This is a genomic window from Flavobacterium seoulense (genome assembly GCF_000695795.1).
Taxonomy (GTDB): Bacteria; Bacteroidota; Bacteroidia; order Flavobacteriales; family Flavobacteriaceae; genus Flavobacterium; species Flavobacterium seoulense.
Genome location: NZ_JNCA01000011.1, coordinates 142,931 through 157,084, shown reverse-complemented (window position 1 = coordinate 157,084; position 14,154 = coordinate 142,931). Strand labels below are relative to the sequence as shown.

Genomic DNA, 14,154 nt, shown 5'->3' with positions numbered 1-14,154 from the left:
TAGGTTTCATAACACAACTAATAAATTTGATCTAAACAAAAAAGACCTATAATTCCAAAATGATTATACCTATGACAAAACAAAAAACTATAAAAAATCAATTGGTTATAAATGCCTTATCGATATTATTTTTTGGACTAACAATAAATAATACAAATGCTCAAAACACTACATCTATTAGTGATAAAAAAATAGCATCAATATTTGCCTTAGAAACAAAATATTTAAATAATACGTTCAAAGTAGTTAAGACAACAGGCAAAATGCCTCGTTCAAGCTCAAAAGGTTTTCAGCCAATAAGCGACTGGACAAGTGGCTTTTATTCAGGAAATTTATGGTTTGCTTACGAATTTACAAAGGATAAAAATATTCTCAAAAAAGCCGAATACACCACAGCCTTACTGGAAGATAATAAATACTTTACCTCTGACCACGATATTGGTTTCTTGATTTATTGCAGCTATGGAAATGGTTATCGTTTAACTAAGAATCCAAAATACAAAGAGGTAATTATTGAAGCCGCAAAAACGGCAATTACAAGATATAATCCAACAGTAAAATCAATCATGTCATGGAATCCTCAACAGGAAAGAGATTGGAAATTCCCGGTAATTATTGACAATATGATTAATCTGGAATTATTAATAAAGGGAACTGAATTTAGTGGAGATAGTACTTTTTATAACATTGCCTTAAATCATGCTAATACCACTATGAAGAATCAATATCGTGCTGATTTTAGCTGTTCGCATGTGGTAGATTATGACCCTATTAGTGGAAAAATGCGCAAACGTGACTGGAATAACGGTAACAGCGACCCTACTACTGCTGCCTGGAGCCGTGGACAAAGTTGGGGATTATATGGTTTTAGTTTTATGTATCAATACACGCAAAAAAAAGAATATTTGGATCAAGCTGAAAATATTGCATCCTATATTTTAAACAACCCTAATATGCCTGCTGATATGGTTCCTTATTGGGATTACAATGCGCCAAAATTCCCTACTATCAAAGATGCTTCGGCTGCAGCTTTATTGGCATCAGGGCTATTACGTTTGGCACCTTTGTCTGCTAAAAACGGCCAAAAATATTTTAAGGCTGCAGAACAAATTTTGACAAGTTTATCTTCTGATCAATATTTAAACACTAGTGGTAAAGGCTATTTTTTATTAAAACACGCTACTGGTAATTATTTAAGAGAATCTGAAATTGATGGAGGATTAATTTATGCCGATTATTATTTTTTGGAAGCCTTACTTGCTTACCAGCAATTGAAAGCAAAGTTCGTATAAGCTAATTTTTATAACCGTTGTACGTTCTGATTTTTTTTCAAAACTACGGCAGTTTTTTTATAAGATAACTTTAATGTTATTGTCTAATTGATCAACAAAAAATACAATTATTATGTTTAGTAAACTGAATAAGAGCTTATCTACATTATTCCTTATTTCTTCAATACAGTTACAAATATTTGCACAAAAAAAACCAAATGTTGTAATTGTACTTACAGATGATATGGGATATAGTGATCTTTCCTGCTATGGCAATCCTTTGATAAATACTCCTTTTATTGATAGTATGGCTGAAAAAGGAGTTTTGGCTACTAATTTTGTTACCACCTCCCCTACTTGTTCGCCTTCAAGAGCTTCCACACTTACGGGAAGATATTGCACCAGAACGGATTTAGTTTGGCCTGTTGGTCCCGGAGAAAAACCTTCTTTAAAAGACACTGAAGTAACTATTGCCGAAATGCTTAAACCTGAAGGATATAAAACGGCATGTATAGGCAAATGGCATCTGGGAGATTATGGTACAGCCTTACCTAATAAACAGGGTTTTGATTTATTTTATGGAATGATGTACAGCCACGATTACAAAGCACCTTATGTACAAACGGACAGTATTATTAAAATTTTCAGAAATACCAAGCCCGAGATTTTGAAACCGGCAGATACCATATTGACTTCAATTTATACCCAAGAGAGTATTAAATTCGTCAATGAATCAGCAAAAGCTAAAAAACCTTTTTTCTTATATCTTGCTTACAATATGCCTCATTTACCTGTTGGTCTGGCTGCGAAAAAAAATGGCTTACATTCGGCTGGTGGAGCTTTAGGAAATGTAATCGAAGATATGGATGACGCACTTGCTAAACTTTGGAAAACATTAGAAAAGAACGGGCAGGCTGAAAACACCATTTTTATTTTTACCAGTGATAACGGACCTTGGTTAAATGCCCCACAAAGGATGTTTGAAGATGGAATTACCCAACCTTATCATATTGGTACTGCCGGTATTTTTAAAGGGTCAAAAGGAATTTCTTATGAAGCCGGACACCGCGTACCATTTATTGTTTACTATAAAGGACATACTCTTGCAAATCAGGTTATAAGAACTCCTTTATCTAACATCGATATATTACCCACAATTGCCGAATGGACAAAGACAAAATTACCTGACTACACCATAGATGGCGAATCAGTAAAAGACGTATTAAGTAACAAAAACTATAATAAATCACATAGCCCTATTTATTATGTAAACCGTGTTCTTGAAGGAGTTAAAGAGGGCGAATGGAAATTGAGAATCACAGAAAAAGAGGGAAAAAAATTAAATGAACTATATAATCTATCTGAAGATCCTGCAGAAAGAGTAAACCTTTTTGATAATCCTATTTATAAAGAAAAGCAAGAGCATTTACTGTTATTGTTTAAACAATATCCTGGATAATACCAGTTCTTTTAATTCTAAAAGAAACAATCTATACCAACCAAAAGTTTTAGAAATGAAAAAAACAACAATCTTACTTATTTGGGTATCAGTATCATTTACTACTGTATTTGCCCAAGAAAAAATCTTTGCTAATTATTTTGACATCGAAGTAAACAGTCCTAAAAATACCGAAGTAATAGGACGAATTCATTTGGAACGAAATAAAGATGTACTGACTAATCCCATTCCTAAAAGTTATCAATTTGCGATTGTCAGTCAAAAAGATAATTTATTTGATATAAAAACCCTATTTGATCCCGCAGGGAGAATTATGGGCATCCTATCAGCCAAACAAAAGCTGAACGCTAATTTTTTGGGTAACCAAAAATTAACCGTTGTACTGAAAGATGATAATAAACAACTCAATTCTTTCACGATTACCGTTAAAGTTGTTAAAGAAACCCTGCTGAAAACGCTTTATAACCGGTATAAAGATTATACGGTATCAACCGAAGGTAGCCGGATGTATGGCAGAAAAGTTTTTAAAGATGAAAAAATTGCCGAACTTATAGGGGAACTGGGGCGTAATAACGGAAAATTTGCCTCTTTTGGTTTTTATGGAAAAAACCCGGCAACATACAAAAGCCCCACAGGTAAAAAAATAGAATACGAATGGACACAAGTAGCCACAAATATTGGTGGTTTGGGTTATGCCTATGCTAAATCAAAAAAATATGGACCAAATGGTCAACCAGCAGATCGTGAACAATTAAAGAACGCATTATACTCTGCAATTAATGCCTATACCGAAAGTGTACCTGTTGAAGGTTCAGACGTAGTGATTAACGGCAAACCTATAGGTCCCTATACTGGCGATGGTTTTATTAACCTACGAATGCACAATCTGGTCGAAAAACAGATAGCAGGACACCAATGGGTGGTTTCTGATCCGCTTATCGCTCCATCGGTTCATTTAATGCCTGATATGATGACCGACATTGCTAAAGGTAACAAGCAGGCAGAACGCGTTTATTATAATTTTGTACGATTTTACCAAACGCAAATGGCCGAAACTCCCCCAAGAAGAGATATAACTGGTTCTGACGATAAAGAAGAAGACCGTTGGGACGTAATTCAAGATACGCTTCGTTCATCGGGTGCTTGGGCAGATGCCAACCTTGGGCATCGTTCACGCTGGTTATTAGCTATGCCGATTATATGGGCCGATTACAACCGCCCATTAACCTATGTACAATATTGGTATTCCGATTTTTATAACGATAAACCATTTAAGGGGATGAGCTTTTCTCCAGGCTGGAGTCCGAACGGTGTGGCTGGAGATGTAGCACGCTGGATGACGAAAAATAAAGTACCTACACACGAATATGCTCAATCTGGTTTTCAGCCTGACGGGACGATATCACACCACGTGGCTGCAGGAACCGATATGGCAATGTTTGCTTACGGCTTCGAGTGGCTAACCGATTGCTTTGTTGGTTTTAAACAGTTCAAAAACACCGATTTTAAATTGGCAGATGATGTTTACCAATTTCCGGCAGATAGGTTAGAAAAAATCTATCCTAAAATGATTTATAAAAACCAGCTCGATTTTTTGGTAACTGGACGGTCGTATGCAGAAGATTTGAAAAAATTTGTCACCCGAAATTACCTGGAATCTTTTGAAAAATTAGAAAAGGCAAAAAGTAAAGAAACCCGATTAACTAATCAAGAAGCATTACAAAATGTTTACGATAAAATTAAAAATAACAAATTTGAATCTTCAGGTACCGATGCCTTTTGGGTAAACGAATTTTTGGTACATCGCCGTGGCGAGAACGAAAAACCGTTTTATGTTTCGCTAAAATTAAAATCGAAACGCACTGTAGGTGCCGAAGACTTTGATAAAATACGCAAAACCTGGTATGCCGGTTACGGTATTCTTCCATTAAAAATTAGGGGAAATGAATATGCGCATAACGTATTGGCCAATTTCGATTGGCATGCCTTACCGGGATTAACCGAAGAATGGCGTACAGATTCGATTCCATTTGCCAGTTCACAAGCTTCACTACCAGGCGATAATGAGGTTGGCGGGGTAACTGCCGATGGAGCAAACGGTATGGGAATTTACCATCATTTTCCAAGAGAAAAATACAGTTCTGCCACAGCACTTAAAAGCTATTATTTTATAAACGATAAAATTATTGCACTGGGAAATAATATCAAAAGATTACGTCCCGGCCAACAAAAAAACATTGTAACAACAGTAGATCAATCCTCTTTCATTAATCCGTTAACTATTTTTTACAATGGTAAAACTGAAGTGATTGAACCATCAAAATCAGTAAATTTAGCTTTTGAAATCACTACACCAATATGGTTGCATACGGGTGAAAAAGGCTATATCATTTACCCTGAAGGCAAACAAAATATTGTAATAAAAACAGGTAAAGAAGTAAATACAACTGATCCTGATATTGCTAATAATACACCAAATTTTATTATTTCAATTGATCATGGTCTAAACCCAAATAAAGACGCTGGTTACTTTTACAGTTTAGTTCCAAATGTTAGCTCAAAAGACATGGATGCAGTTTTAACAAAATATCAAAAGGAAATTGTATACAAAAAAGAAGCCGATGCACATGGTGTTTTTACAGATAAAACATGGGAACTTGCTTTTTTCAAACCTTCCAGTATAACAGTTGCAGATCTAACTGTTAAAGCTGAATCCCCTGCCCTAATGATTTTAAAAGATAACGGCAATAAATGGAAAGTAACGATGAGTAATCCTTCACCAGTAATCGATAAACAGCAACTGGTATTTCATGTATCAAAACCACTTAAAGCAGGAAAATACGAATATTCTTTAGGTGGAATATATCCGAGAAAAGGCGAATTTGTAACCATTACATCTGAAGAAAAAGGAAGTAAAATTGTTGTTGAACTTGCTGATAAAAGAGATGAAGCTTTTTATAATTATCAGGCTGAATTATACAATGCTGCCCCTGTTTCTATAGAAATAGATAAATAATTTTGATGAAAACCATAATTAAATCCAATAATAGTAATCAAACAAACTCTTTAATTAAATTTAATATCATTTTAGACAAATTTAAAACTCCTGACAATTACTCCTCAGTAAATTTGTTATACTGAGTCTATTCTATTTAAAATTGAAATAGGCGTAAACAAATTAAACAAACAGAAAGAAAACAGACTAATTTCAGGGAGTTTTAAATATGACATAAATTATTAAGACTGGAAAAATCTATCTTAAAATTACATCGTTGACTTTTATCAAAAATTAACTAACTTGTTATATTTTTAATAAAATTCAATGTTACCGTAAAAGAAAATGAGTGTACAAAAATTAAGTTTAATTCACACTGTCATGAAAAAAAAGATTGCTTTTATAGCATTGTTTTGCATCGCTCTTTTTATCAATGAGAGTCAGGCTCAAATGCAGGAGCGCTATTTTCGAAATATTTCGGTAGATAAAGGTTTGTCTCAAAGCTCTGTTTTTGCCATACGGCAAGATAAATTGGGTTTCATCTGGGTGGGAACTCAGGATGGTCTTAATCGTTACGATAGTAAAGGATTTAAAGTATATCGACCAGTAAAGAATAACAAAAACAGTTTACAATCCTACTACATTAGAAGCTTACTTACCGATAGCAAAGGACAATTGTGGATTGGCGGTAATAAAGGAATTAGTATTTATAATTACGATACGGACAGTTTTACCAATTATCCTCTTCCTCGCAGCCTTGGCGAATGGTACGTTTCTTCGATAATGGAAGATAATAAACAGCAAATCTGGGCTACTTCTCTTACTGGTGAAGTTTTTGTTCTTAATCCAAAAAATAAAAATTTTAGCCCGGTTAAATTTAATGCCTCCTTACATGAAATCAAGAAAATCTCTTATATAGGATTTTGGCAACAACAAATTATTTTAGGTACTGATGTTGGGCTTTTTAAATTAAATCCTAACACCCATAAATTGATAAAAATTAATTTAGGTATTAAAAAAACCTATGTCACTGATGTTTATTTAGACGGGAAAAAATTATGGATTGCAACCGAAGGCGATGGACTAATTCGTTACAATGCCGAAAATGGAAAAGTTAACACTTTATTGCATCAGGCTCGTAGTAATAGTATTTCAGATAACAACATTAGATGTATAGGCAAAGACACCGAAGGAAATTTTTGGTTTGGAACCTTTAGAGGGCTTTCTATTTTTAATCCAACAACTAATTCTTTTACTAATTATTACCATCAAATAGCACAACCATATACGATTAGTCAAAACTCTGTACGCTGCTTTTTTAAAGACAAACAAAACGGAATTTGGTTAGGAACCTATTACGGCGGACTGAATTATTATCATAAAAACGATATAAAGTTTAATTTACTCAGTCAAAACTCTGGAAAACCATCCTTAAATGATGAAGTTATTGGAGTAATAAAACAAGATGCTAAAGGTAATTTTTGGATTGGAAGCAACGACAAAGGAATTAATTATTGGAATAAAAACGTTAATACTATTAGCTATTATGTAAATAACGAAAACAATCCCAACAGTATCAGTTCGAACAATATCAAAGCCATTAATTTTGATGATAATGGAAATGTATTAATTGGTACTCATAAAGGAGGACTCAATGTACTCAATCCCAGCAATGGTAATGTACAACGTTTTCTTCATGATGACAACAATCCAAGTTCTATTACAGGTGATTTGGTTTATAGTATTTTAAAAGATTATAAAGGTCGTATTTGGGTGGGTACCCGATCCGGTTTAGATCAGTTTCATCCCGAAACTAAATCCTTTACACATCTTCATTTAGATAAGGCCGGAAAACGACCATCGTCGGACGATATAACCTATCTTTTTGAGGACAGCAAACACCGCATCTGGATAGGCACTACTAACGGAGTTACACTATTTTATCCTGATAATCTTTTATTTGGAAATATTGGACAGGGAAAACGAAGCGATGATATTATCAATTGTATTACCGAAGATAAAAAGTATCGCATTTGGATTGGAACCAGAGAAGGATTACGACTGTATGATGAATCCCAAGAAACCTTTATTAGCTTCAAAGGAAACATTGATTTTGTCAAAGAAAATATTTATGGCATCATACCTGATGAAAATGGAAATCTTTGGATTTCTAGTAATAGAGGCTTGATTAAATTCAATCCCGACAAAGGTTCTGTACAAACTTTTGACGAAAGTGACGGACTGCAAAACAATCAATTTAACGAATATTCCTTTTATAAAGCCAAAGATGGAATGTTCCTTTTTGGAGGTATTAAAGGACTCTCTTATTTCTATCCTTCATTGATAAAACAACAACCATTACCGTTAAAACTGAGTTTTACAGCTCTGGAAGCCCTAAACAAAAACGTGGCTGTAGGTGATGAAACGGATATTCTTGATGAGCATATTGATCAGGCCGAAACTATAGAAATTGGACCTGAGTACAAACAATTCAGTATCTTTTTTAATACCTTCAATTACATCTCGTCTAATCGCACGCATTATTATTACAAACTGGATGGAATTGACAAAGACTGGCAAAGCACAGACGAATTAAAAATTAGTTACAGCAATTTACCAATAGGCAATTACAATTTGCAAATTAAAGCAATGGGGCCTAATGGCGAAATGAGTCCTGTTAGAAATTTAGAAATTAAAATCCTACCGCCATGGTACAAAACTTTGTGGTTTTCTTTTCTATTATTAATAGTAACTAGTGGAATTATTTATATAAGCATCGAAATTATTAAAGAAAGAATTAAAGCCATTCAACAATTAAAACAGGAACGAATTGATAAAGAAAGAATAAGCTATATCAATCAGGTAAAAATGGATTTTTTCACCAATGTATCTCACGAACTCCGAACTCCTTTGACATTGATATTAGCTCCTTTAGAAGAGTTATTAAAACTGCCATTTACAGATAAAGCGACCAAAAAGAAACACGAACTGATGTTTCTCAATGCTAAAAGACTCTATAATTTGGTCGATCAATTATTCGAATTTAGAAAAACCGAAATGGGAACGCATCAGCTCAAAGTGAGTAAAAATGATATTGTACGTTTTGTTCAGGAAGTCTATGAATCATTCAAGCCGCTTTCGGAGAAAAAACAAATTCATTTTACCAACCATTCTTCTGAGTCAACCCTGTCTTTCTATTTTGATAAAGATGCAATGGAAAAAATTTTATTTAATCTGCTTTCCAATGCTTTTAAATACACCGAAGCGGGACATAATGTAAGTATTGAATTACTTAAAAAAGACGATCAAATAGTAATCCAGGTTGCCGATACCGGAATAGGAATTAGCGAAGAAGATTTAGCTAAAGTTTTTGACCGTTTTTATCAGGTAAATAATAAAGAAATGAATCTGGGCTCAGGTGTGGGTCTTGCCTTTACTAAACGTTTGGTCGAATTGCACCATGGTACTATTACTGCCGAAAGTACTAAAGAAGAAGGTAGTGTATTTACAGTAAGCCTTCCTGTTTCTGATGAGGCTTATAAAAATGATTTGCATATTAAAAATGTCATTCAGGAAGTTCCTATTGAGGCAGAAACAGAAGTTCAAACAGAAGAAACATTCCTACCTGAAGAAAATGAAAATATTATAGATGAAATTACCGAAGGAGTTCAAGCTATCAAACTGCTTATTGTTGACGATAACAAAGAAATTTTGGCCTATCTACAGGATTATTTTTCTAAAATGTACGAAGTAACGGTAGCTTATGACGGTCAAATGGCGTTGGATTTACTGGAAGTACATCCTTTTGATATTATCCTAAGCGATGTAATGATGCCTGAGCTCGATGGACTGCATTTTTGCAAACGGGTAAAACAAAACATCAATACTTCTCATATTCCATTAATTTTATTAACGGCCCGAACTGAAACTAGCCAACAAATAAAAGGAATCGAAATGGGTGCCGATGATTATATTACCAAACCTTTTTCAACACCACTATTGGCGGCCAAAATCACTAATCTGTTGCGTTCACGTAAAAGATTGAAAGAATACTATTCTGTTAGCACCGAATTAGTTCCTGAAAATATTGCTTTTAATCCGCTTGACGAAGAATTTTTAAAACAAGCCATCACGATTGTCGAAGATCATTTGGCTGATTCTGAATTCACTGTAGATGTATTTAGCAAGAAAATAGGAATGAGTCGTTCTAATCTTTACTTAAAATTCAAAGCAATCACAGGAGAATCGGCTATAGATTTTATAAAAAGAATCCGATTTAAAAAAGCGGTCGAATTAATGGAAAGCAAGCGTTATACCATTGCACAAATTACCTATATGTGTGGTTTTAATTCCCCTTCTTATTTTTCTACGGCATTCAAACAGCATTATGGTTGTATGCCTAGCGAATATTTAGCAAAATTAGAGGAGCCAAAAGAAGATGAAAATGAATGACAATTTTAAACTCTCTGACAGCTACTAAAAACCGGTTTTTATATAAAAAAAAAATCAATTAAACCTTTTATATTAGCCAAGCTTTAACCTCGACCAAATCTTAATATTGGGTAACGAGCAACCTAAATTATGTCTTAACTATACGAATAAAAATAAATTAAAAAACTATGAAACTAAGCTTTTCCAACTGTCTTATGCTGTTGTTCCCTTTAATGATTTTAGGACAAAACAAAGCAACAATCACCATTCAAAACCATTCAAATTTAGATAGAAAAGAAGTGATAAGCAGCATTAAATGGAATACTATTTTAGCCAGCTACCCGCAAATAGACACTTCTAATTTTGTTGTAATTAATCAAAATACAAAAAAACAAATTCCTTTTCAGCTGGAACATCAAGGTAAGGCTGCTATTCAGAATTTATTGGTACAAACAGACATTAAAGCCAATTCGGCTCTTATACTTTTAATTCAAAAAGGAAAACCTAATCCCATAGAAACAAAAACTTATGCCCGCTATGTTCCTGAACGCAAAGATGATTTTGCTTGGGAAAATGATAAAATTGCTTTTCGCACATACGGTAAAGCATTGGAAAAAAAAGAAGGAGACGCTTATGGATATGACGTATGGGTAAAGCGAACTGATAAAATGATTCTCAACCAACGTTATAAACTGGCAGATTACCACACAGATCACGGCGACGGATTGGATTACTACCATGTTGGATTTTCATTAGGTGCCGGCAATATGGCTCCTTTTGTAAATGATACTATTCGTTATTCTGGAAATTATCACCAATGGAGAATATTGGATAACGGACCTTTAAGATCTACTTTTCAGCTAACTTATGATAGTTGGGACGCAGGAGGAACAAAAGTCCATGCTACAAAAACCATTTCTATTGATGCGGGTTCCCAACTCAATCGCATAGAAAACGTCTATACTTTTGAAGACAATAAACCTTTGGCTGTTGTAGTAGGCATAATCAAAAGACCTGAAGCCGGAATTATTTCGTTAAACGAACAACAGGGAATCATGGGCTACTGGGAACCTACCTTTGGCAAAGACGGAACTACTGCTGTAGGTTCGATATTAACAACTCCTGTTACCAACATCTGGGCTGATACCGCTCAAATATTAGCCAAAACTACTGTTCGCAGCAATGAACCTATCGTTTATTATACAGGTGCTGCCTGGGATAAAGCAGGAAAAATAACCAATGCCAAACAATGGTTTGAATACTTGGATAATTTTAATCAACAGATTAAAAATCCATTATTAATTTCTGTAAAATAATTCAACTAAAAACAGAAATTGCTCATTTTCTATAGCATCAGAAAGGCGATTAAATCTATTTTGGTTTTAATCGCCTTTTATTTTTCGGTCTATGACTTCTTTCTGTTATTCTATTATTTGTAAAATCAAATATAGTATTCTAAATAATGCTCTTTTACATACTAGAATTTTAAAAAAACAATTCACAAACAATTACAATTAACTATTGATTTAAAACATATTAACTATTTATTTATAGTTCTAAAACAAGGTATTTACACAAATTTGAAAGTTTAATAGCAAATATTGAAATAGCATTTTTGAATACAAATTTAACTTCGCCATATCAAAGTATTAAAATAAAAAGATTTAGAAACAGAAAAGATTAAACTATAAATAAAGAGCTTTAAACTATAGAATTTTCTAAAAAAAATTAATATAAATAGTAACTAAAAACAAACAAAGATGTCAATTAACTTATTTGATTTAACAGGTAAAACAGCATTAATCACCGGAGGAGTTCATGGTTTAGGAATGGCTATGGCCAAAGGATTAGGAAATGCAGGAGCAAAAATTGTAGTAAACGATCTTTCACAATATGCACTAGATAATGCTATCGCAGAATACAAATCGGAAGGAATTGAAGCCTACGGATATGTATTTGATGTAACTGACGAAGAAGCTGTAATTACAGCAATAAATAAAATCGAAACTGAAGTAGCTCCCATCGATATCTTAATCAATAATGCCGGAATTATCAAAAGAACTCCAATTATTGAAATGGAAGTTAAAGATTTTACAGCAGTCATTAATGTGGATTTAATTAGCCCTTTTATTGTTTCTAAAAATGTTGCCAAAGGAATGATTGAGCGTGGAGGAGGAAAAATCATCAATATTTGTTCAATGATGAGCGAATTAGGAAGAGATTCAGTAAGTGCGTATGCTGCTGCAAAAGGCGGATTGAAAATGCTAACCAAAAACATGGCTACCGAATGGGCTAAATTCAATATTCAAACTAACGGAATTGGTCCTGGATATTTTGCTACAAGCCAAACTGCTCCTATTAGAGTTGACGGACATCCGTTTAACGAGTTTATCATTAGCAGAACACCTGCTAACCGTTGGGGAAATCCGGATGATTTACAGGGAGCAGCAATATTTTTAAGCTCAAAAGCAAGTGATTTTGTTAACGGACATATTGTTTATGTTGACGGAGGAATATTAGCAACCATTGGAAAACCCTCTAACGAGTAATTAATAGTACTACTCTCCTATTAAACCATTTATTTAAAAAACTATGTCAAAAATCGAATCCTCAATACGTTTGAATCAACAAAGTGCTTTAATCCCAATGGTTATTTTAACCAGCTTATTTTTTATTTTGGGATTCGTAACCTGGTTGAATGGACCTTTAATTCCTTTCTTTGAATTAGCCTGCGAATTATCATCGTCACAGGCTTATTTTGTGACTTTTGCTTTTTATATTGCCTATTTTGTAATGGCCATTCCTTCTTCTAAGATAATTGAAATGATTGGTTATAAAAACGGAATTTCATTTGGTTTAATTACCATTGCCACTGGTGCCTTTATGTTTTATCCCGCAGCCGAAAGTCGCACTTTTCTATTATTCCTAATTGCATTATTTATCATGGGAACTGGTTTAGCCATTTTACAAACGGCTGCAAATCCGTATGTGGTAGTTATTGGTCCTAGAGAAAGTGCCGCAGCCAGAATTAGTGTTTTAGGAATTGCTAATAAATTGGCCGGTTTTATAGCTCCGTTGGTACTAACAGCGTTAGTATTATCGGACATGCAGGATTACACTTCCGAAAAAATAGCAGCTCTTGATAGCATGGCTAAATCGGCAGCATTAGATACACTGGCTCTAAAATTACAAACTCCTTATATTTATATGGGAGCTGTAATTCTTATTCTAGCACTATTAGTAAGATTTTCTCCTTTGCCAGAAATTGATTTGGACGAGGATGGAAATGTAGCTCACATGAGCATTTTTAAGCAAATACAAAATGCTTTTAAATTTCCTCAATTGGTTTTAGGAGTAATTACCTTAATGCTGTATCTCTCTGCCGAGGTTTTAGCAGGAGATTCTATTGGAGGATTAGGAAAGCAATTGGGTGTTTATGGTGAAGATGGTAATTTCTATTTAAAACTAACTTCATTTACTATGACCGCTATGGTAATAGGATATATTCTAGGAATTACCCTTATTCCAAAATACGTTTCTCAAGTTCAGGCGTTAAAAGCTTCTGGAATTTTTGGTTTGATTCTGGTATTATTAATTGTAACCATTTCTCCCACTATAGTTGTTCAATTGCCAGGAATTCCTGCCTTACCGTTAGTCATTATTTTAGTAGCACTTATGGGACTTTCTAATGCGCTTTGTTGGCCTGCTATTTGGCCAATGGCTCTTCAGGATTTGGGCGGATATACTAAAATAGGGAGTGCAATATTAATTATGGGAATTATTGGTGGAGCGATTTTTCCATTGGCTTATGGCGCTTTGGTAGAAACAATCAACACAGCAAACGAAATCAATAATGTGACAACAACATCCAAAAGTGGCAATCAAATAGCTTATTTGATATTGTTACCTACTTACTTAATGATCATTTTTTATGCATTTAAAGGACATAAATACAGAAGTTGGTCAAGAAAATAATAGCTATTAAGATTAAAGATTAT

At 33.9% G+C, this 14,154-nt stretch carries 7 protein-coding genes; all 7 read left to right on the top strand.

Annotated features, from left to right (window positions below; genetic code table 11):
* Positions 1–71: 71 nt before the first annotated feature.
* The 7 genes from FEM21_RS06290 (at position 72) to FEM21_RS06260 (ending at position 14,131) form a co-directional block, all read left to right on the top strand.
* A complete protein-coding gene (locus tag FEM21_RS06290) occupies positions 72–1,292 on the top strand; it encodes a glycoside hydrolase family 88 protein (protein WP_051627513.1) in 1,221 nt (406 codons plus the stop codon).
* 112 nt (positions 1,293–1,404) lie between these two features.
* A complete protein-coding gene (locus FEM21_RS06285) occupies positions 1,405–2,730 on the top strand; it encodes a sulfatase-like hydrolase/transferase (RefSeq protein WP_035658935.1) in 1,326 nt (441 codons plus the stop codon).
* Positions 2,731–2,785: 55 nt separating this feature from the next.
* A complete protein-coding gene (locus FEM21_RS06280; RefSeq protein WP_035658934.1) occupies positions 2,786–5,746 on the top strand; it encodes a polysaccharide lyase family 8 super-sandwich domain-containing protein in 2,961 nt (986 codons plus the stop codon).
* Between the two features lie 360 nt (positions 5,747–6,106).
* Positions 6,107–10,177 carry a hybrid sensor histidine kinase/response regulator transcription factor gene (locus FEM21_RS06275; RefSeq protein WP_035659001.1) on the top strand — a complete coding sequence of 1,357 codons (4,071 nt, stop codon included), beginning with the start codon at positions 6,107–6,109 and terminating at the stop codon, positions 10,175–10,177.
* Positions 10,178–10,344: 167 nt separating this feature from the next.
* Positions 10,345–11,472 carry a DUF4861 family protein gene (locus FEM21_RS06270; RefSeq protein WP_035658933.1) on the top strand — a complete coding sequence of 376 codons (1,128 nt, stop codon included), beginning with the start codon at positions 10,345–10,347 and terminating at the stop codon, positions 11,470–11,472.
* A 444-nt stretch (positions 11,473–11,916) separates the two neighbouring features.
* Positions 11,917–12,705: a gluconate 5-dehydrogenase gene (locus FEM21_RS06265; protein WP_035658932.1), complete on the top strand. Its 789-nt coding sequence runs from the start codon at positions 11,917–11,919 to the stop codon at positions 12,703–12,705.
* A 43-nt stretch (positions 12,706–12,748) separates the two neighbouring features.
* The gene (locus FEM21_RS06260) at positions 12,749–14,131 is read left to right on the top strand and encodes a sugar MFS transporter (RefSeq protein ID WP_035658930.1); all 1,383 of its coding nucleotides are present in this window, start codon (positions 12,749–12,751) and stop codon (positions 14,129–14,131) included.
* Positions 14,132–14,154: the final 23 nt, after the last annotated feature.

Bases quoted from the DNA above. Each gene is read 5' to 3' on its own strand.
- FEM21_RS06290 (WP_051627513.1), top strand. From the start codon at position 72: ATGACAAAACAAAAAACTATAAAAAATCAATTGGTTATAAATGCCTTA.
- FEM21_RS06285 (WP_035658935.1), top strand. From the start codon at position 1,405: ATGTTTAGTAAACTGAATAAGAGCTTATCTACATTATTCCTTATTTCT.
- FEM21_RS06280 (WP_035658934.1), top strand. From the start codon at position 2,786: ATGAAAAAAACAACAATCTTACTTATTTGGGTATCAGTATCATTTACT.
- FEM21_RS06275 (WP_035659001.1), top strand. From the start codon at position 6,107: ATGAAAAAAAAGATTGCTTTTATAGCATTGTTTTGCATCGCTCTTTTT.
- FEM21_RS06270 (WP_035658933.1), top strand. From the start codon at position 10,345: ATGAAACTAAGCTTTTCCAACTGTCTTATGCTGTTGTTCCCTTTAATG.
- FEM21_RS06265 (WP_035658932.1), top strand. From the start codon at position 11,917: ATGTCAATTAACTTATTTGATTTAACAGGTAAAACAGCATTAATCACC.
- FEM21_RS06260 (WP_035658930.1), top strand. From the start codon at position 12,749: ATGTCAAAAATCGAATCCTCAATACGTTTGAATCAACAAAGTGCTTTA.